Source organism: Variovorax sp. ISS6, from assembly GCF_056523145.1.
Window position 1 is genome coordinate 1,187,349 of sequence record NZ_JAWRZC010000001.1, and the last position, 19,898, is coordinate 1,207,246.

Annotated in this window: 20 protein-coding genes; 17 read left to right on the forward strand and 3 right to left on the reverse strand. The window is 71.0% G+C overall.

The window, feature by feature from the left end; translation table 11 throughout:
* Positions 1-50: 50 nt before the first annotated feature.
* From AC1HIL_RS05470 to AC1HIL_RS05500, 7 genes are all read left to right on the forward strand, one after another.
* Positions 51-1,127 carry an ABC transporter permease gene (locus AC1HIL_RS05470; RefSeq protein ID WP_057592789.1) on the forward strand — a complete coding sequence of 359 codons (1,077 nt, stop codon included), beginning with the start codon at positions 51-53 and terminating at the stop codon, positions 1,125-1,127.
* Complete coding sequence (locus AC1HIL_RS05475; RefSeq protein ID WP_057592790.1) at positions 1,124-2,047, forward strand: ABC transporter permease; 924 nt, start codon at positions 1,124-1,126, stop codon at positions 2,045-2,047. The genes AC1HIL_RS05470 and AC1HIL_RS05475 overlap by 4 nt, the downstream gene beginning before the upstream one ends.
* Positions 2,048-2,090: 43 nt before the next feature.
* Complete coding sequence (locus AC1HIL_RS05480) at positions 2,091-3,092, forward strand: formamidase (RefSeq protein ID WP_479671322.1); 1,002 nt, start codon at positions 2,091-2,093, stop codon at positions 3,090-3,092.
* Positions 3,089-3,799 carry a biuret amidohydrolase gene (gene biuH / locus AC1HIL_RS05485; protein WP_261215318.1) on the forward strand — a complete coding sequence of 237 codons (711 nt, stop codon included), beginning with the start codon at positions 3,089-3,091 and terminating at the stop codon, positions 3,797-3,799. Before AC1HIL_RS05480 ends, biuH begins: the two co-directional genes overlap by 4 nt.
* A 202-nt stretch (positions 3,800-4,001) precedes the next feature.
* Positions 4,002-5,576, forward strand: coding sequence for an ABC transporter ATP-binding protein (locus tag AC1HIL_RS05490; RefSeq protein WP_479671323.1), 1,575 nt, complete (start codon positions 4,002-4,004; stop codon positions 5,574-5,576).
* Between the two features lie 13 nt (positions 5,577-5,589).
* Positions 5,590-6,258 carry a cysteine hydrolase family protein gene (locus tag AC1HIL_RS05495; RefSeq protein ID WP_422099633.1) on the forward strand — a complete coding sequence of 223 codons (669 nt, stop codon included), beginning with the start codon at positions 5,590-5,592 and terminating at the stop codon, positions 6,256-6,258.
* A 29-nt stretch (positions 6,259-6,287) separates the two neighbouring features.
* Positions 6,288-7,058, forward strand: a complete 771-nt coding sequence (locus AC1HIL_RS05500; protein ID WP_479671324.1) for a GntR family transcriptional regulator — start codon at positions 6,288-6,290, stop codon at positions 7,056-7,058.
* Between the two features lie 21 nt (positions 7,059-7,079).
* Here the strand turns inward: AC1HIL_RS05500 and AC1HIL_RS05505 are convergent, their stop codons facing one another.
* Both AC1HIL_RS05505 and AC1HIL_RS05510 read right to left on the reverse strand, forming a co-directional pair.
* Positions 7,080-8,042, reverse strand: a complete 963-nt coding sequence (locus tag AC1HIL_RS05505) for a tripartite tricarboxylate transporter substrate binding protein (protein WP_261215322.1) — start codon at positions 8,040-8,042, stop codon at positions 7,080-7,082.
* Between the two features lie 34 nt (positions 8,043-8,076).
* The gene (locus AC1HIL_RS05510; protein ID WP_479671325.1) at positions 8,077-9,327 is read right to left on the reverse strand and encodes a flavin-dependent oxidoreductase; all 1,251 of its coding nucleotides are present in this window, start codon (positions 9,325-9,327) and stop codon (positions 8,077-8,079) included.
* A gap of 72 nt (positions 9,328-9,399) precedes the next feature.
* Between AC1HIL_RS05510 and AC1HIL_RS05515 the strand changes: the two genes are divergently transcribed.
* Positions 9,400-10,299: a LysR family transcriptional regulator gene (locus AC1HIL_RS05515; RefSeq protein WP_479671326.1), complete on the forward strand. Its 900-nt coding sequence runs from the start codon at positions 9,400-9,402 to the stop codon at positions 10,297-10,299.
* Between the two features lies 1 nt (position 10,300).
* Here AC1HIL_RS05515 and AC1HIL_RS05520 read toward each other — a convergent pair whose 3' ends face one another.
* Entirely contained in the window at positions 10,301-11,206 is a 906-nt protein-coding gene (locus AC1HIL_RS05520; protein ID WP_479671327.1) for a LysR family transcriptional regulator, read from the reverse strand.
* A gap of 155 nt (positions 11,207-11,361) precedes the next feature.
* On the opposite strand from AC1HIL_RS05520, the gene AC1HIL_RS05525 reads away from it, so the two are divergent.
* From AC1HIL_RS05525 to AC1HIL_RS05565, 9 genes are read left to right on the forward strand one after another with little or no spacing between them, the layout of a single operon-like run.
* Entirely contained in the window at positions 11,362-12,207 is an 846-nt protein-coding gene (locus AC1HIL_RS05525; RefSeq protein ID WP_479671328.1) for a cysteine hydrolase family protein, read from the forward strand.
* Position 12,208: 1 nt separating this feature from the next.
* Complete coding sequence (locus AC1HIL_RS05530; RefSeq protein ID WP_479671329.1) at positions 12,209-13,249, forward strand: ABC transporter substrate-binding protein; 1,041 nt, start codon at positions 12,209-12,211, stop codon at positions 13,247-13,249.
* Positions 13,250-13,289: 40 nt separating this feature from the next.
* Entirely contained in the window at positions 13,290-14,081 is a 792-nt protein-coding gene (locus AC1HIL_RS05535) for an SDR family NAD(P)-dependent oxidoreductase (protein ID WP_093344065.1), read from the forward strand.
* Between the two features lie 17 nt (positions 14,082-14,098).
* The gene (gene allB, locus AC1HIL_RS05540) at positions 14,099-15,568 is read left to right on the forward strand and encodes an allantoinase AllB (protein WP_479671330.1); all 1,470 of its coding nucleotides are present in this window, start codon (positions 14,099-14,101) and stop codon (positions 15,566-15,568) included.
* Complete coding sequence (atzD, locus tag AC1HIL_RS05545) at positions 15,565-16,719, forward strand: cyanuric acid amidohydrolase (protein ID WP_479671331.1); 1,155 nt, start codon at positions 15,565-15,567, stop codon at positions 16,717-16,719. The genes allB and atzD overlap by 4 nt, the downstream gene beginning before the upstream one ends.
* An 8-nt stretch (positions 16,720-16,727) precedes the next feature.
* Positions 16,728-17,612, forward strand: coding sequence for an ABC transporter ATP-binding protein (locus AC1HIL_RS05550; protein WP_057591271.1), 885 nt, complete (start codon positions 16,728-16,730; stop codon positions 17,610-17,612).
* A complete protein-coding gene (locus tag AC1HIL_RS05555; protein WP_479671332.1) occupies positions 17,609-18,391 on the forward strand; it encodes an ABC transporter permease in 783 nt (260 codons plus the stop codon). The genes AC1HIL_RS05550 and AC1HIL_RS05555 overlap by 4 nt, the downstream gene beginning before the upstream one ends.
* 17 nt (positions 18,392-18,408) lie before the next feature.
* A complete protein-coding gene (locus AC1HIL_RS05560) occupies positions 18,409-18,825 on the forward strand; it encodes a DUF3830 family protein (protein ID WP_296732874.1) in 417 nt (138 codons plus the stop codon).
* A 26-nt stretch (positions 18,826-18,851) separates the two neighbouring features.
* Positions 18,852-19,895, forward strand: a complete 1,044-nt coding sequence (locus tag AC1HIL_RS05565) for an ABC transporter substrate-binding protein (protein ID WP_479671333.1) — start codon at positions 18,852-18,854, stop codon at positions 19,893-19,895.
* Positions 19,896-19,898: the final 3 nt, after the last annotated feature.

Consider the following 19,898-nt stretch of genomic DNA (forward strand, 5'->3'; position numbering starts at 1 on the left):
CTTGGGGCGGCCCGGCGGCGGCCGATTCTCCCCCTTTCGAGAAAGCGGTCATGCGTAGCGCATTCAAGGAATTCGCCCTCCCGGTCTTCGCCATCGCGGCGGCGCTCCTGGTCTTCGGCCTGGTCGTCGCCTTCGCGGGCGTCGATCCGGTGGAGGTCTGGACCACGCTGTTCAAGGGCGCTTTCGGCGACTGGTTCTCGTGGCAGAACACGCTGCAGCGCGCGGCGCCGCTGATGCTCACGGCCCTGTGCGTGGCGCTGCCGGCGCGCGCCGGGCTGATCGTGATCGGCGGCGAGGGCGCGCTTGTGTTCGGCGGCCTGGCCTGCGCGGCGCTCGCGCATGCGCTGCCGCTGCCTTCGGGCGTGGCCGGCATCACGCTCCTGTGCATCGCGGGCGCGGCGGTCGGCGCGCTGTGGATCATGCTCGCGGGCTGGCTGCGCCAGTACCGCGGCATCAACGAGACCATCAGCAGCCTGCTCTTGGCCTACATCGCGATCGGCATCTTCAAGCACCTGGTCGAAGGGCCGCTGCGCGATCCCGCGAGCCTCAACAAGCCCTCGACCCACACCCTGCCCGACGGCCTGCTGATCGGCGGCATCGGCGGTTCCGACGTGCACTGGGGCCTGGTGGTCGGCATCGTCGCCTGCCTGGGCCTCGCGGCCTGGCTGCGCGCCACGCCCTCGGGCTTCTCGGTGCGCGTGGTGGGCGGCAACCCGCGCACCGCGCAACTCGTGGGACTGCCGGCCACGCGGCTGATCCTCGGCGCCTGCGGCCTCGGCGGTGCCTGCGCGGGCGTGGCCGGCGCGATCGAGGTGGCGGCGGTGCACACCAACGCCAACGCCTCGCTGATCGCGGGCTACGGCTACGCGGGCATCCTGGTGTCCTTCATCGCGCGCCACAACCCCGCGGCCATCGTGCCGGTGGCGATCCTGTTCGGCGGCTTCGGCGCCGCGGGCAGCCTGCTGCAGCGGCGCGTCGGCCTGCCCGATGCCTCGGTGCTGGTGCTGCAGGGCATCGCCTTCGTGCTGATCCTCGCGAGCGAGGGGCTGCGCACGGTCAACTGGAAGAAGTTCGGCGACCGCATGCTGCCCGAAGCCAAGAGCTACGACAGGAGTTCCGTTGCATGACCGCTGACCAGTGGATCGCGCTCGTGGCCGGCATCGTCGGCGGCGCGCTGCGCGTGGGCGCGCCCTTCCTGTTCGTGAGCCTGGGCGAATGCCTCACCGAGAAATCGGGCCGCATCAACCTCGGCCTCGAAGGCGTGCTGGTGCTGTCGGCCATGGCGGCCTTCGGCGGCGCGTACCTCACCGATTCGGCCTGGCTCGGCGTGCTGATCGGCGCGACGGCGGGCGCGGCGCTCGCGCTGCTGCACGGCCTGTTGTGTTCGCTCGACCGCGTCAACGACGTGGCCACCGGCATCGCGCTGATGCTGCTGGGCACCGGGCTCGCGTTCTACCTCGGCAAGCCGCTGATCCAGCCGCAGGCGCCGCAGATTCCCGCGATCCCGCTGGGCTTCTGGAGCGACAACCCGGTGGTGCGCTCGGCGCTGCAGCTCAACGCGCTGGTGCCGGTGGGCCTGGCGCTCGCGCTGCTGCTGTGGTGGGGCTTCGCACGCACGCGCATCGGCCTGCTGGTGCGCATGGCCGGCGATTCGGCGCAGGCCACGCGCGCGCTCGGCTATTCGGTGTCGGGCCTGCGCATCGCGGCCACCACCGCGGGCGGCTTCATCGCGGGGCTCGGCGGTGCTTCGCTCACGCTGTTCTATCCGGGCAGCTGGAACGAGGGCATCTCGAGCGGCCAGGGCCTGATCGCGGTGGCGCTGGTGATCTTCGCGCGCTGGAGCCCGCTGCGCTGCGTGGGCGCGGCCTTCCTCTTCGGTGGCGCGGGCGCCATCGGTCCCGCGCTGCAGTCGATCGGCATCGGCTGGGGCTACCACCTCTTCAACACCGTGCCCTACGTGCTCACGCTGGCGATCCTGGTGCTGACCTGCCGTCCCGGCAGCGCGGCCGCGGGCAGCCCCGGCGAGCTGTCGGCCACCAGGAACTGAGCTTCGACATGACCCCTGAACCCATCACACAAGGACATCGCCCATGAGCGGCCTCGGCGGACTCAACAAATCGGTCAACGGCGTCGTCGTCGGCCTGGTGCAGCTGCAGCTGCCGAACGTGAAGACACGCGCCGAGCTCGCGGCCCAGACCGCGCGCATCTGCGAGCTGGTGGGCAAGGCCCGCCGCAACCAGTCGACCATGGACCTGGTGGTGTTCCCCGAGTACGCGCTGCACGGCCTCTCGATGGACACCAACCCCGAGATCATGTGCACGCTCGACGGCCCCGAGGTCGCGGCCTTCAAGCGGGCCTGCATCGAGCACCGCATCTGGGGCTGCTTCTCGATCATGGAAGCCAATCCGCGCGGCAACCCCTACAACAGCGGGCTGATCGTCGACGACCAGGGCGAGATCCGGCTCTACTACCGCAAGCTGCATCCGTGGGTGCCGGTCGAGCCCTGGGAGCCCGGCAACCTCGGCGTGCCGGTGTGCGACGGCCCCAACGGCAGCAAGCTCGCGCTGATCATCTGCCACGACGGCATGTTCCCCGAGATGGCGCGCGAGGCCGCGTACAAGGGCGCCGAGATCATCCTGCGCACGGCCGGCTACACGGCGCCGATCCGCCATGCCTGGAAGATCACCAACCAGGCCAACGCCTTCTGCAACCTCGCGTACACGGCCAGCGTGTGCCTGAGCGGCAGCGACGGCAGCTTCGACTCGATGGGCGAGGGCATGTTCTGCAACTTCGACGGCACGGTGCTGGTCGAGGGCGGCGGCCGCGTCGACGAGATCGTCACGGCCGAACTGCGGCCCGACCTGGTGCGCGAGGCGCGCACCGGCTGGGGCGTGGAGAACAACATCTACCAGCTCTACCACCGCGGCTACGTGGCGGTGAAGGGCGGGGCGCAGGACTGTCCCTACACCTACATGCGCGACATGGCCGCGGGCACCTACCGCCTGCCCTGGAGCGCCGAGGTGAAGGTGACCGACGGCACGCCTTGCGGCTTCGCGCCGCCCGAACGCAGCTACGCAGGACCCGGGCAATGAGCACCAACTACACCGCCGCCGTGCAGCGCCACGTCGCGGCCGAACCCTATGCCTGGCCCTACAACGGCCAGCTTCGGCCCGACAACACGGCGCTGATCGTGATCGACATGCAGACCGACTTCTGCGGCAAGGGCGGCTATGTCGACGTGATGGGCTACGACCTGTCGCTGGTGCAGGCGCCGATCCAGCCGATCGCGCGCACGCTCGCGGCGCTGCGGCCGCTGGGCTATCACGTGATCCACACGCGCGAGGGCCACCGGCCCGATCTCGCCGACCTGCCGGCCAACAAGCGCTGGCGCTCGCGCCAGATCGGCGCCAACGGCGTGGGCATCGGCGACGACGGTCCCTGCGGGCGCATCCTGGTGCGCGGCGAGCCGGGCTGGGAAATCATCCCCGAGCTCGCGCCGCTGCCCGGCGAGACCGTGATCGACAAGCCCGGCAAGGGCTCGTTCTATGCCACCGACCTCGAGCTGATCCTGCGCACGCGCGGCATCGAGAACCTGATCCTTGCGGGCATCACCACCGACGTCTGCGTGCACACCACCATGCGCGATGCCAACGACCGCGGCTTCGAATGCCTGCTGCTGTCGGACTGCACGGCGGCGACCGACCATGGCAACCATCTCGCGGCGCTCAAGATGATCACGATGCAGGGCGGGGTGTTCGGGGCGCATGCTTCGTCGCAGGCTTTGCTGGCGGCTTTATGAGCGCGGGTCATTCGGTTCGTGTCACGGGGACTGGCTTTCGACGGCCGGGGCGCGATCACGCCACTGGGGTGCCTTGCTCCGCGAATGTCCCCCGGCCTTCGGCCTCCTCCTTGATTTCGCTGCGCAAGGCACCCCAGCGACGTGATCGAGGGGCGCTGTGGTCGTACTGGCCGCGCCCCGAACGACCCCTTGGAGTCCGGACATGAGCACAACATCCCCTCACGCCATCGGCGGCCTCCCCCCAGGCACCGGCGCGCTCGCGCTCGACACCTACCGCCTCACCAAGCGCTTCGGCGCCTTCACCGCGATGGACAGCGTGACCCTGCGCGTGGAACCCGGCAGCGTGCATGCGCTGCTCGGCGAGAACGGCGCGGGCAAGAGCACATTGGTGAAATGCGTGGCCGGCTTCCAGCGCGCGGAGGAGGGCAGCATCCTGATCGACGGCCGCGAGCAGGACATCGCCAACCCGATCGTCGCGCGCGCTCTCGGCATCGGCATGGTCTACCAGCACTTCACGCTGGCACCGGGCATGACCGTGGCCGAGAACCTGCTGCTGGCCGGCGGTCGCACGCCCGCGGTGATCGACTGGAAGGCCAAGCGCGCCGAGCTCGAGGCCTTCCTGGCCACCACGCCGTTCCGCCTCGACCTCGATGCGCGGCCGTCCGAACTGGCCGCGGGCGAGAAGCAGAAGCTCGAACTGCTCAAGCAGCTCTACCTGAAGCCGCGCCTCTTGATCCTCGACGAGCCCACCTCGGTGCTCACGCCGCAGGAGGCCGACGAGGTGCTGGGCCATGTGCGCGAGTTCGCGCGCAGCGGGCTGTGCACCGTGCTGATCATCACGCACAAGTTCCGCGAGGTCATGGCCTATGCCGACGGCGTGACGGTGCTGCGGCGCGGCAAGGCCGTGCACCACGGCCGCGTGGCCGACACCAGCCCGGCGCTGCTCGCCGCGACCATGATGGGCGCGCAGCAGACCACCGCGGCCCCGGCGCAGGTCGTCGCCTCCACGCGTCGCGCGCCGGCCGCCGATGCGCCCGTCGCGCTCGAGGTCGAGGGCCTGCGCGCGCTCGGCGACCGCGGCACGCTCGCGCTGCACGACCTGAGCCTGTCGGTGCGCGCGGGCGAGATCCTCGGCGTGGCGGGTGTCTCGGGCAACGGCCAGCGTGAACTGGTCGAGGCGCTGGTCGGCCAGCGACCGCGCCTCGCGGGCCGGGTGCGCGTGATGGGCACGCCCTACCGCGCAAGCCGCGCCGAGAACCGCGAACTCAAGGTGCGCAGCCTGCCCGAGGAGCCGCTGCGCAATGCCTGCGTGGGCGACCTCAGCGTGGCCGAGAACATGGCGCTGCGCGACTTCGACCGTCCGCCGCTCGCGGCCGGCGGCCTGCTGCGCTTCTCGCGCTGGCGCGCACGGGCGCGCGAATGGATCGCCGAGTACGGCGTGAAGACCCAGGGCGAAGGCGCGCCGATCCGCAGCCTCTCGGGCGGCAACGTGCAGCGCGCCGTGCTCGCGCGCGAGCTCGCGGGCGACATCAACGTGCTGATCGCGGCCAACCCCGTGTTCGGCCTCGACTTCGCGGCCGTGGCCGAGATCCATGCGCGCATCGTGCAGGTGCGCGAGAAGGGTGGCGCGGTGCTGCTGGTCAGCGAGGACCTCGACGAGCTGCTCGAGCTGTCGGACCGCATCGTCGTCATGAGCGAGGGCCGCGTGGTCCACGAGACCGCCGCCGCGGGCGCCGAGCGGCACGTGATCGGCGCGCACATGGGCGGCGGCCACTAGAAGGACATCGAACATGCAGATCGCACAGGCCTTGCCTTTCCCTTACGACTTCGATCCGAAGACCACCGCGCTCGTGCTGATCGACATGCAGCGCGACTTCATCGAGCCCGGCGGCTTCGGCGAGACCCTGGGCAACGACGTCTCGCTGCTCGAGGCCATCGTGCCGGCCACGCAGCGCGTGCTCGCCGCGTGGCGCGCGGCCGGCGGCCTCGTCGTCCACACGCGCGAGGCGCACCGGCCCGATCTCTCGGACTGCCCGCCGGCCAAGCGCAACCGCGGCAACCCCACGCTGCGCATCGGCGACGAGGGACCGATGGGCCGCATCCTCGTGGCCGGCGAGCCAGGCAACCAGATCATCGAGGCGCTCGCGCCCGTGGCCGGCGAGATCGTGATCGACAAGCCCGGCAAGGGCGCCTTCCATGCCACCGAGCTGCACGAGTTGCTGCGTGCACGCGGCATCACCCACCTGCTGTTCGGCGGCGTCACCACCGAGGTCTGCGTGCAGACCAGCATGCGCGAGGCCAACGACCGCGGCTACGACGGCCTGCTGCTCGAGGACTGCACCGAGAGCTACTTCCCGGCCTTCAAGACCGCCACCGTCGAGATGGTGCGCGCCCAGGGCGGCATCGTCGGCTGGACCGCGACCGGCGGCCAGCTCATCGAAGCGCTCGGCGGCGCATGAAGCGCGCCGCAGCGACTACCATTCGCCCCGTGTCGACCATCGCCCGTCCCCGCCACGGCACCGAAGCCGCCGAACCCACCGCCCCCGCGTCCACCCCCGTGGCCGCCGACGCGGTCGTGTTCCGCACGCGCGCCGACGAGGTCTATGCGCAGCTCAAGCGCGACGTGGCCGAGTTCATCCTCGTGCCGGGCGACCGCTTCACCGAGAACGAGATCAGCGACCGCCTCGGCGTCTCGCGCACGCCGGTGCGCCAGGCGCTGTTCCGGCTGCAGCAGGAGGGCTTCGTCGAGGTGCTGTTCCGCAGCGGCTGGCGCGTGCTGCCCTTCGACTTCGAGCAGTTCGAGCAGCTCTACGACCTGCGCATGATCCTGGAGACATCGGCCGTGCACCGCCTGTGCGAGGCCGACCGCCGCGTCGACCGCAGCCTGCTCGACGAGCTCGCGGCCATCTGGCTGGTGCCCGCCGCGCAGCGCAGCACCGACATGGCGCAGGTCGCGGCCTGGGACGAGACCTTCCACTGCTCGCTGGTCGCGGCCGCGGGCAATGCCGAGATGGCGCGCGTGCATCGCGACGTCACCGACCGCATCCGCATCATCCGCCGCCTCGACTTCACGCAGCAGCCGCGCATCGACGCCACCTACGACGAGCACGCCAAGATCCTCAAGGCCGTGCGCGCCAACCGCGGCGACCAGGCCGCGATGCTGCTGCGTGCCCACATCGAGACCAGCCAGGCCGAGGTGCGCAAGATCACGCTGCACCAGGTGCATCTGGCGCGGCACGCGGGGCGCGCGCCGCGCTGAGGGCGCTTCCGGGGCGCCGGCTCAATCCGCCGTGATGTTCCCCTTCTTCACCACCGCCGCCCAGCGCTGCGCATCCTTCTGGATCAGCGTGCCGAACTCCGCCGGCGTCGAGCTCGCCGGCACCATGCCCTGCGCCTCGAAGGACTTCGCCACCTCGGGCGACTTCAGCACCGCGGCGATCTCCTTGTTGAGCCGCGCCACCACGTCGGCCGGCGTGCCCTTGGGGGCGAGCACGCCGTACCACATGTCGACGTTGTCGGCGGTCACGCCGGCCTCGGCCAGGGTGGGCACGTCGGGCAGTTGCGGCAGGCGGTGGCTGCTGCCGGTGGCGAGCGCCTTGAGCTTGCCGGCCTGGATGTGCTGCAGCGCCACGTGCACCGGCAGGAACATCGCGTCGATGCGCCCGCCGAGCAGGTCGGTGACGGCGCCCGCGGTGCCCTTGTAGGGCACGTGCAGCAGCTCGGTGCCGGTGCCCTGCATCAAGAGCGCCATCGACAGGTGGTGCGGCGTGCCGACGCCGGGCGTGGCGTAGGTCAGCTGGCCCGGATGCGACTTGGCCGCGGCCACGAGCTGCGCGAGCGTGCCGGCCTTCTGCGTGTTCGGGTTGGTCACCAGCAGCAGCGTGCCCCAGGAGGTCAGCGTCACCGGCGTGAAGTCCGCCACCGGGTCGTAGGCCAGCGTCTTGTAGAGGCTCTTGTTCATCACCAGCGTGTTGACCTGCACCATCAGCGTGTAGCCGTCGGGCTTGGCGCGCGCCACCTTCTCGCTGCCGATGTTGCCGCTGGCGCCGGCCACGTTCTCCACCACCACCGGCTGGCCCAGCGCCGCGGGCAGCCGTGCCGAGAGCTGGCGTGCGATCAGGTCGATGCCGGTGCCGGGCGTGTAGGGCACGACCAGCGTCACGGCCTGGTCGGGCCAGGCATGGGCGGCCATGGCGCTGGCGGCGGCGAGCAGGGTGGCGAGGGTCTTGGTCAGAAGGCGCATGGTGTCTCCGGGTGCATGTTCTTGGGGGATGGGTTCAAAGGTACGAGGCGCGCTGCTTGAGCGCGGCCGGGTCGTAGCCGGCCACGCGCTTGTAGTTGTCCGAGATCGCCTGCAGCTCCTGCTGCGTCACGATCTCGTCGAGCCTGTCGAAGCGCTTGCCGCCCGAGCGCTCGAACACCTCGCGCAGGATGGTGTCGGGCGGATTGCTGCGGTTGGTCAGCACCACCTCGGTGGTGGCCTTCACGCGCACACGGTCGTAGCTCTCGAGCGCGGCCTGGCCGACACCCTCGCGCCTCATCGCGCCGGCGAGAAAACGCGCGTCGATGATCGCCTGGCCCGCGCCGTTGGAGCCGCGCGGCACCATCGGGTGCGCGGCGTCGCCCAGGAGCGTGAGGCGGCCGTGGGTCCAGCGCGGCAGCGGGTCCTGGTCGACCATCGGGTACTCGAGGATGGTGTCGGAAGCCTGGATCAGCGCCGGCACGTCGAGCCAGTCGAAGTGCCAGTCGGCGAAGGCGGGCAGGAAGTCCTCGAGCCGGCCGGCGCGGCTCCAGTCGCGCATCGCGGGCTGCGGCGCGTGGATCTCGGCCACCCAGTTCACGAGCTGGCGGCCCTGCGCGTCGATGTCGTTGCGGATCGGGTAGATCACCATCTTGCCGACCGTGAGCCAGCCCGCGCGCACCATGCTGCCGCCCGTGAGGAACGGCTGCCACGCGGCCGTGCCGCGCCACATGTTGATGCCCGAGTAGCGCGGCGCGCCTTCGTTGGGATAGAGCTGCTTGCGCAGCGCCGAGTGGATGCCGTCGCAGCCGATCGCCACCGCACCGCGCACCGGCGCGCGGCCGTCGGCGAAATGCACCGTCACGCCCGCGTCGTCCTGCTCGACGCCGGTGCAGCGGTGGCCGCAGCGCACGCTGTCGGGGCCGAGGCGCCTCAGCGTCTCCTCGAGCAGCACGGTCTGCAGGTCGCCGCGGTGGATCGAGTACTGCGGCCAGTCGTAGCCCGCATGCCGGCCCGCGGGTTCGCGGAACACCAACTGGCCGTGCTCGGTGAAGAACACGGCCTCCTGCGTGCGCACGCCGACCCGGTCGAGCGCCTCGAGCAGGCCCAGCTCGGACAGTTCGCGCACCGCGTGCGGCAGCAGGTTGATGCCCACGCCCAGCGGGCGCAGCTCGGGCACGGCCTCGTAGACGCGGCAGGCGATGCCGGCCTGATGCAGGCTCAGCGCGAGGGTCAGGCCGCCGATGCCGGCGCCCAGGATGATGACTTCGTTGGATGCGGTGCTCATGGGGGTCGTATTGGGACCTGAAACGAGCCATAGGGGAAATTTAGATGTGATATGGATTTATCATGAATTCTTATGAACTTGAGCACGCGCCAGATGCGCGCCTTCCTGCAGGTGGCGCGCATCGGCAACTTCACGCGCGCGGCCGAGCAGGCGCACATCACCCAGGCCGGCCTGAGCATCCTGATCCGCGAGATGGAGAAGCAGCTCGGCTGCCGCCTGTTCGACCGCACCACGCGCATGGTGAGCCTCACGCCGGCCGGCCGGCGGCTGCTGCCGGTGGTCGAGCGGCTGCTGACCGATCTCGACGACGTGGCGGCCGAGCTCGGCGCCGAGGGCGACGCGGCGCGCCAGACCCTGCGCATCGCGGCCACGCCGCTGGTGTCGTCGCACCTGCTGCCCTGGGTCTTCGCGAGCTTTCGCGAGGCGCACCCGCAGGTCGCGCTGCGGCTGTTCGATGCCGACCTGCGCGACGTCGAGGCGATGGTGGAGGCGGGCGATGCCGACCTCGGCCTGGGCTTCTTCTTCAGGGCCGCGCCCGGCCTCGATCGCACGCCCGTGGGCCGCTTCGAGCTGATGCGCGTGACGCAGGCCGCGGCCGACGGCGAGCCGGTCGGCAGCGCGCCCTGGTCGGCGCTGCGCGGCGCCGCGCTGATCGGCCTGCCGCCCGGCAACCCGATCCAGAAGGTGATCGACCGTCAGCTCGGCGAGATGGGCCTGGCCGACGCGCAGCGGCCCGCCTTCAACTTCTTCGGCACGCTGATCTCGATGGTCGAGGCCGGCTTCGGCACCGCCGTGATGCCCACCTTCGCGCTCGCGGCCTGCCGCCGCCACCGCGTGCGGACCGACGTGCTCGTGAAGCCGCGCGTGGGCATGGACTTCTTCCGCGTGACCAGGCGCGGGGTGCACGAGACCGAGGCGCTGCGGGCGTTCAGCGAGACGCTGAGGAAAGCGCTGCCGGCGCTCTCGCACTGAGTCAGTCGAGCGCCGCCAGCCGCTTGCCCAGGAACTCCGCGAACGCATAGGCGATCACCGGCAGCTGCCGCCCGCGCAGGTTCGCGAGCACCAGCTCGCCGCGCGGAAAGCCGCGGTCCTCGATCTCGCGCACCACCACCTCGCGGTCGTCGGGCAGGGCGCCGATCGCCATCTGGAACGAGATCGAGCGCCGGTCGTAGACGCAGCCGCGCAGGAACTCGAAGCTGTTGCTCTCCACCATCGCGTCGATGTGTATCGAGCTGCGCGCGAGGAAGCGCTCGATCAACTGGCGCCCGCCGGTGTCGCGGTTGGGCAGCACCACCGGGTACTCGGCGCAGTCGCGCAGCCTCACGCCGGTGGCCGACCCCGGCACGGTCGCGAGCGGATGACGCGCATGCATCAGCGCCATCAGCCGCTGCTCGACCGAGGTCAGGCGCTCGATGTCGCTCTCGGGCGCGAGGTTGAACACCAGCGCGAGGTCGGTGCCGAAGCTGCGCAGCGCCTCGGCCGCCTGCACGTGGTCGCCGATGCGCACCTCGAAGGCCACCAGCGGATGGCTCTGGCGGAAGTCGTGGATCGCCGCGGGCAGGAAGCGCGGCGCCAGCGCCTGGCTCGCCACCACCCGCACCGTGCCGCGGCGCAGCCCCTTGAGCTCCTCGATCTCCGAGCGCACGCGCTCGAGGTCGGCCGCGCGGCCGCGCACGTAGCGCATGAACAGCTCGCCCGCGGTGGTCAGCCGCATGCCGCGCGGCAGCCGCTCGAAGATCGGCGTGCCGAGCTCCTCCTCGATGTCCTGGATGCGGCGGTTCACGGCCGAGGGCGCGACATGCAGCCGTTCGGCGGCCTGGCGGATCGAGCCCGCGCGGGCGACCTCGTCGGCATAACGCAGGAAGCGCAGGTGGTTCATGGCGGATCGTTGGCTGAGGGATGTGGCCGCGACCGGTTGCACGATCCGGGCCAATGGCGGCACAGGAGGTGCGTTGCCGTTGCGGCAACGCAGGGTCCGCGAAACGGTATGGATTCGGAGCACCTCCTGGCACGGTGACTGCGTAGTGATCGGGCATGAAACGCCCATCGCCGCCCCCACGCACCAAAGACGCACAGCCGGCACGCTTCGGCCCCGCCGCGCACAACGCCTGGACGCTCGACGCGCAGGGCGTGAGCCTGGTGCGCGCACCAAGGCGGCCCGTTCCGGTGCGCATCGATGCGCAGCCGCAGCCGGTGCAGTTCGACCTCGCGCGCAGCGCGCTCGTGGTGGTCGACATGCAGAACGACTTCTGCCACCCCGAGGGCTGGTTCGCGCAGAAGGGCCTGGGCACCAAGGCCGCGCGCAAGCCCATTCCCGTCATCGCGCGCCTCTTGTCCGCCTGGCGCGCGGCCGGCGGCGCGGTGGTGTGGCTCAACTGGGGCATCCGCGCCGATGCGCGCAACCTCAGCCCGACCATCCACTTCAAGGGCAAACGCAGCGCCGATGGCGTGGGCTATGCCGAGCGTTCGCCGATCGACCACGGCCCCTCGCTGGTGCGCGGCGAATGGGGCGCGCGCGTGGTCGACGAGCTCGAGGTCGCCGCCTCCGACATCACCGTGCACAAGCATCGCCTGAGCGGCTTCTGGGACAACGAGTTCGACAGCCTGCTGCGCCAGCAGGGCATCACCACCTTGCTGTTCGCTGGCATCAACACCGACCGCTGCGTGTTCTCCACGCTGCAGGACGCGGCCTTCCTCGGCTACGACTGCGTGCTCTTGAAGGACGCCTGCAACACGCCGTCGCCGGCCTACGTCACGCGCGGCATCCATTTCATCGTGCAGCAGCTGCACGGCTTCGTCGCCACGGCCGAAGCGCTCATGGCCTCGCTGCCGAAGCGTTCGCGCCGCACCGCATCCACCCCGCATCACCAGGAGTCCTGACATGTCCCTCTTCCGCCGCCCCATGCCCGCGCTGCTCTCGGCCTGCGCGCTCGCGCTGGCCGCCACCGGCGCCGCCGCCCAGACCTCGGTCAAGATGGTCCTCAACTGGAAGTACGAAGGCGCGCAGGCCTGGTTCTTCACCGCGCAGGACAAGGGCTACTTCAAGGCCGAGGGCCTCGACGTCGAGATCGACCAGGGCGAGGGCTCGGCCGCCTCGATCCCGAAGGTGGCCGCGGGCGCCTACCAGGCCGGCTTCGGCGACGTGAACGCGCTGATCGACCTGGCCTCCAAGCGCCCGGCCGACGCGCCGGTGGCGGTCTACATGCTCTACAACACGCCGCCCTTCACGCTGGTGGTGAAGCAGGACAGCCCGATCCGCGCGCCCAAGGACCTCGAGGGCAAGACCATCGGCGGCCCGGCCAACGACGGCGCGCTCAAGCTGTTCCCGGCCTTCGCGAAGATCGCCAACGTCGACCCCGCCAAGGTCAACATCACCAACATGGCGCCCAACCTGCGCGAGCAGATGTTGAGCCGCGGCCAGATCGACGCCGCCTTCGGCTATGTCACCACCGTGAGCTTCAGCGCCAAGGCCATGGGCCTCGATCCCGCGAAGGACCTGCGCTTCATCCGCTACGGCGATCACGGCATGGACCTCTATTCGAACGCCGTGTTCTTCTCGCGCGCCTTCGTGAAGGACAACCCGAAGGCGGTGCAGGGCTTCGTGAAGGCGCTCAACCGCGCGATCAAGGACGTGATCGCCGATCCCGATGCCGGCGTGGCCGCGGTGATGAAGCGCGAGCCGCTGCTCAAGCGCGAGGTCGAGAAGGAGAAGCTGCTCGCCACCCTGCGCAACGACATGAGCCATCCCGAGATCGCGCGCATCGGCCTGGGCGACATCGACGAGGCGCGCATGCAGCGCGCGATCGAGATCGTGGCCGATGCCAACAAGCTGCCGCGCAAGCCCACGGTGGCCGAGGTCTTCGACCGCGGCTTCCTGCCCGCGCGCGCCGAGCGGCCCTCGAGCCTGGACCGCCAGCCCTGAACCCCGCCACGACGACGAACGAACAGAGAAAGACACGAACATGGACCTGCAACTCAAGGACAAGGTGGCGCTCATCACCGGCCCCGCCAAGGGCATGGGGCGTGCCGTGACGCTGGCCTTCGCGCGCGAAGGCGCGAAGCTGGTGCTGGCCGGCCGCGACACCGCCGCCATCGAGCCCGTGGCCGCCGAGGCGCGCGCGCTCGGCGTGGCCGCCATCGTGGTGCCCTGCGACCTCACGCAGAGCGCCCAGACCGAGGCGCTGGCCGCGCATGCGCTCGAGGCCTTCGGCCGCATCGACATCCTGGTCAACGTGGCCGGCGGCTCGGGCCCGATCGGCAAGACCGGCTGGGAGACCACGAGCGAGGAGTTCGACGAGATCGTGCAACTCAACATGACGGGCTGCTTCAACACCATGCACGCGGTGCTGCCCTCGATGATCGAGCGCAAGAGCGGCAAGGTGGTCAACGTCGGCGGCACCTTCGGCATGCGCGGGCGCGCCGGCCGGCTCGCCTACTCGGCCTCGAAGTGGGGGCTGCGCGGCATCACCAAGAGCTTCGCGCTCGAGGCCGGCCCGCACGGCATCAACGTCAACTGCGTCGCGCCGGGCATGGTCGACGGGCCGCGCTTTCGCGAGAAGGTGTGCGCCAACATGGCCGAGAAGCTGGGCATCACGCTCGAGGAGGCGATGACGCGCCATGCGGCCGACTACGCGCTGCGCCGCGTCTCCACCGACGCCGACGTGGCCAACGCCTGCCTGTTCATGGCCAGCGAGGTCTCGCGCCAGATCACCGGCGTCGACCTGCCGGTCGATGGCGGCTGGGCCATGCTCTGAACGCGGAGGAACGAACCATGAAGGAAGTCGACCTCGTCATCCGCGGCGCCCAGGTGGTGTCGCCGGACCGCATCTTCGAAGCCGCCGTCGCGATCGCCGGCGAGCGCATCGTGGCCGTCGGCCACGACGACACCATGCCGAGCGCGCGCGAGGAGATGCGCGCCGACGGCCTGCACCTGCTGCCGGGCGCCATCGACAGCCACGTGCATTTCCGCGATCCCGGCTATCCGAACAAGGAGACCTGGAAGACCGGCTCGGCGGCCGCGGCGCTCGGCGGCGTGACCACCGTGTTCGAGATGCCCAACACCAACCCGCCGACCGGCACCGTCGAGGCGCTGCGCCTCAAGCAGAAGGCGGCCGAGTCCTCGTACGTGGACTTCGGCATCCACGGCCTGCTCGGCGACGACACCGTCGAGCGGCTCGAGGAACTGCTCGAGGCCGGCGTGACCAGCTTCAAGGCCTTCGTCGGCAACACCTTCGGCAACCTGCCCGCGCCCACCGACGGCGCGCTGCTCGAGGGCTTCGAGAAGCTCGCGCCGCTGGGCATCCGCACGGTGGTGCATGCCGAGAACTCCTCGATCCTGTTCCGGCGCCAGAAGAAGATGCAGGCGGCCGGGCGCATCGACGCGATGGCGCACCTGGCGGCGCGGCCCGCGGTGGCCGAGATCGAGGCCATCGGCCGCGTGCTCACCCTGGCCGAGTGGACCGGCGCGCGCGTGCACATCGCGCACCACAGCGCGGCCGATTCGCTCTACCTGCTGCGCGCGGCGCGCGCGCGCGGCGTCGACGTGACGGCCGAGACCTGCCCGCAGTACCTGCTGCTCAACACCGACCACATGCGCACGCTCGGCGGCGTGATGCGGCTGAACCCGCCGATCCGCGAGCCGCGCCACAACCAGCCGCTGTGGGACGCGCTGCTCGACGGCACGCTCGACATGATCGCCACCGACCATGCGCCGCACGCGCCCGAGGAGAAGACGCGCGAAAGCATCTGGGACTGCGACTGCGGCTTCCCGGGCGTGGAGACGCAGATGCCGCTGATGCTGACCGAGGTCAACCGCGGCCGAGCCTCGCTGATGGACTACGTGCGCTGGAGCTCGGTCAACCCGGCCAAGGCCTGGGGCCTGTACGGCACCAAGGGCGTGATCGCGCCGGGCGCGCATGCCGACATCGCCTTCGTCGACATGAACCGCGCGGGCGTGCTGTCGCAGAACAAGCTGCAGAGCATCAGCAAGATCTCGCCGTGGAACGGCCGCGCGGTGCGCGGCTATCCGCTGCACACCCTGCTGCGCGGGCGCTTCGTGATGCGCGACGGCCGGCTGGTGGCCGAGGCCGCGGGCTGGGGCCGCTCGGTGAAGGGCGTGCAGCGTATGCCGGTGGCCAAGCCGCGCAACACCGAGCACTACAGCAGCGCGATCCTCGAGACGCCGCCGGGCGTGCCCGTGAATGCGGTGCCGGTCGGCGAGATCGACTGGAACGCGGCATGAGCGGCGGCCGCATCCAGGAAGTGCGCGTCTGGCGCATCCCGTGCAGCGGGCCCGGCGACCTGCGCGGCGCGCGGGCGCTGATCGACGCGGGCGAGCTCGTGCCGTCCGAGATCGTCGCGGTGATGGGCAAGACCGAGGGCAACGGTTGCGTCAACGACTTCACGCGCGAGTACGCCTCCGCGGCCTGGTGCCAGCTGCTCGCGGGCGCGCTCGGCTGCACGCCCGAGGCCGTGCACCGCCAGGTGGCGCTCGTGATGTCGGGCGGCACCGAGGGCGTGCTCTCGCCGCACTTCACCGTGTTCGCGCGGCGCTGGCGCGACGAGGCCGTGCCCACGCATGGCGAGAAGCGGCTGGTGGTCGGCGTGGCGCACACGCGCGACTTCCTGCCCGAGGAGATGGGCCGCGCCGCGCAGATCGACGCCACCGCCGAGGCCGTGGCCGCGGCGATGCGCGACGCGGGCATCGACAGCACGCACGACGTGCACTTCGTGCAGGTCAAGTGCCCGCTCTTGACCTCGGCCAAGGTGGCGGCCGCGCTCGCGCGCGGTGCCGCGCCGGTCACGCACGACAGCTACGAGTCGATGGGCTACTCGCGCGGCGCCTCGGCGCTCGGCGTGGCGGTGGCGCTCGGCGAGGTGGCGCGCGCCGATATCGGCGACGCCAGCGTGATGGCCGACTGGAGCGCCTACTCGGCGCGCGCCTCGGCCTCGGCCGGCATCGAGCTCGAGGGCAACGTGGTCATCGTGCTCGGCGAGGCGCGTGCCAGCGCCTCGGCGCTGCGCATCGCCCATGGCGTGATGCGCGACGCGATCGACGGCCACAGCGTGCGCGCGCTGCTGCGCGATGCCTTCGGCCTCGATGCCGAGCGCGATGCGCAGGTCGTCTCGCGCCGGCTCGTGAACCTGCTCGCCAAGGCCGAGGCCAGCCCCGACGGCCGCGTGCGCGGCGAGCGCCACACCATGCTCAACGACTCCGACATCCATGCCACGCGCCATGCGCGCGCGGTGGTCGGCGGCGTGCTGGCCTCGCTGGCCGGCCACACCGCGCTCTATGTCTCGGGCGGCGCGGAGCACCAGGGGCCCGCGGGCGGCGGTCCGGTGGCCGCGATCGTGCGCGTCGAGGACGCGCACGCGTCCTCTCCTTCTTCCTGAAAGCGACCATGGAACGAGCCTTCATCCAACTGTCGGACGTGATGCTGCGCTACGGCGGCGGCACCATCGCGCTGGACCACACCACGCTGGGCATCGACAAGGGCGACTTCGTCGCGCTGGTCGGCCCCAGCGGCTGCGGCAAGTCGACCATCCTCAAGCTGGTGGCCGGGCTGCTGCGGCCCAGCGCCGGCGCGGTGATCGCGGGCGGGCGCGAGGTGGGCGCCGTCGGCGTGCGCACGCCCGCGGGCAGCCATGCCTCGGCCGCGCCGCGGCTGCGCATCGGCCTCGCGTTCCAGAACCCGACCATGCTGCCCTGGCTCACGATCCGCGAGAACGTGATGATCCCGCTGAAGATCGTCGAGCCGTTTCGCCAGGACTACCGGCGCAAGAAGCGCGGCGAGTACGCCGAGCGCGCCGACGCGCTGCTGGCCCAGGTGGGCTTGAAGGGCTTCGGCGACAAGCGGCCCTGGCAGCTCTCGGGCGGCATGCTGCAGCGCGCCTCGCTGTGCCGCGCGCTGGTGCACGAGCCCGAGCTGCTGCTGCTCGACGAGCCCTTCGGCGCGCTCGACCAGTTCACGCGCGAGGAGCTGTGGGACATCATGCAGTCGCTGTGGATCGCGCGCCGGCCCACGGTACTGCTGGTGACGCACGACCTGCGCGAGTCGGCCTACCTGGCCAACCGCATCTGCGTGATGAGCGCGCGGCCGGGCCGCATCCTCGAGACGCGCGAGGTCGGCTTCGCGCGGCCGCGCACGCTGGAGAGCAGCTATGCGCCCGAGTTCGCGACGCTGGTGCAGCAGCTGCGCATGCGCATCGCGCAGGCGCGCCGCGGTGGCGATGCGGTGCCCGAAGGTGCTGCGGCCGAGCCGCTGGTCGCGGAGGTGGCGGCATGAACGCGATCTCCCCCGTGCTGCGCCAGCGTCTGCTGTCGACCGGCGCGCTGCTCGGCTTCTTCGTGCTGTGGGAGCTGGCCTGCCTGGCCGGCGGCATCTCCGACCTGGTGCTGCCGCGGCCGAGCCAGATCGCCCACGTGCTGCTCGAGAAGATGCCGCTGCTGTGGCCGCACACCGTGCAGACGCTCTACACCACGCTAGCGGGCTTCGTGCTGGGCGTGGCCGCGGGCGTGCTGATCGGCGTGGCCATCGGCTCCTCGAAGCTGGCCTACGACGTGACCTATCCGCTGCTGGTGGGCTTCTCGAGCATTCCGAAGGTGGCGGTGGTGCCGCTGTTCGTGGTGTGGTTCGGGGCCGGCACCGTGCCCGCGATCCTGACCTCGATGGTGATCAGCATCTTCCCGGTGGTGGTCAACGTGGCCACCGGCCTCGCGAGCACCGAGCCCGAGCTCGAGGACGTGCTGCGCGTGCTCGGCGCGTGCAAGCGCGACATCCTCTGGAACGTGGGCCTGCCGCGCACGCTGCCCTACCTGTTCGCCTCGCTCAAGATCGCGATCACGCTGGCCTTCGTGGGCACGGTGCTCAGCGAGACCGTGGCGGCCAACAAGGGCATCGGCACCGTGATGATGATCGCCAGCGGCAACTTCGACGTGCCGATGGTGTTCGCGGGCCTGTTCCTGCTCGCGGCGATGGGCGTGCTGCTCTATGCGGTGTCGGCCCTCGTCGAACGGCGCATGACGGGCTGGGCCCAGCGCAAGACCGACATGGCCATGGCCTGAACCAAGGACGACCCCCCATGACCTCCACACGCATCCTCATCACCGCGGCCGGCCTGCGCTTCGTGGCCGAAACCCATCCCGACGCGCCGCTCACCGTGGCCGCGTTCTCGAAGCTCCTGCCCTACCGGCAGAAGCTGATCCACGTGCGCTGGAGCGGCGAGGGCTGCTGGGTGCCGCTGGGCGACTTCCAGCTCGGCGTGGGCTTCGAGAACCACACCAGCCATCCCTCGGTGGGCGACATCCTGTTCTATCCCGGCGGCTACAGCGAGACCGAGATCATCCTGGCCTATGGCGCCTGCAGCTTCTCGAGCCGCATGGGCCAGCTCGCGGGCAACCACTTCCTGAGCATCGTCGAGGGGCGCGAGCAGTTGCGCGAACTCGGCCGGCGGGTGCTGTGGGAGGGCGCGCAGGACGTGCTCTTCGAGGCCGCCTGAACTTCACGCAAGACCAAGGAGCTCCCATGCTGCAAACCCTCTCGCGCCGCGGCGCGCTCGCGGCCCTGCCCGCGCTGGCGGCCGCGCTCGGCGCGCCGCGTGCCTTCGCGCAGGCGCCCACGCCGATCAAGTTCGTGCTCGACTGGAAGCTGCAGGGCATCCATGCCTGGTACTACCTCGCGCAGGACCGCGGCTATTTCGCGGCCGAGAAGCTGGCCGTGAGCATCGACCAGGGCGATGGCTCGGCGGCCGCCGTCACCAAGGTGATGAACGGCGCCTACCAGGCGGCCTTCGGCGACATGAACGCCATCGTGCAGAACGCCGCCACGCGGCCGGCCGACGCGCCGGTGATGGTCTACATGCTCTACGACCGCGCGCCCTTCGCGCTGATCGTGAAGGCGGGCGGGCCCATCAAGACGCTCAAGGACCTCGAAGGCCGCACGCTCGGCAGCCCGGCCGGCGGCGCCGCGGCGCGCATGTTCCCGGTGATCGCGGCGCGCGCGGGCATCGACCCGGCCAAGGTGCAGTGGACCGGCATGGCGCCCAACCTGCAGGAGCAGATGCTGCTCAAGGACCATGTCGACGGCTCGGCCGTGTTCTCGGTCACCAGCTACATGAACCTGGTGACGCAGGGCGTCGACCCCGACCGCGACATCCGCTGGTTCCACTATGCCGACCATGGCGTGGACCTCTACGGCAACGGCGTGATGGTGTCGCGCGCGCTGCTGCGCGACAGGCCCGAGGCCGTGGCCGGGCTGGTGCGCGCGATCCACCGCGCGGTGCTCGACACGATCGCCGATCCCGACGCGGCCATCGCCGCGCTTGCGAAGCGCGAGCCGCTGCTCGATGCCGCGCTCGAGAAGCGGCGCCTGCTCTACACGCTGCGCACCGTGATGCTGACGCCCGCGGTCGCGCAGGCCGGCATCGGCGATGTCGACGACGCGCGCATGGGCCGCGCCATCGCGCAACTGCGCACCGCCTTCGAGCTGCCGCGCGCGCCCGCGCCCGGCGAGGTGTTCGACCGGCGCTTCCTGCCGCCCGCGGCCGCGCGCCGGGTGATGGCGAGCTGAGGC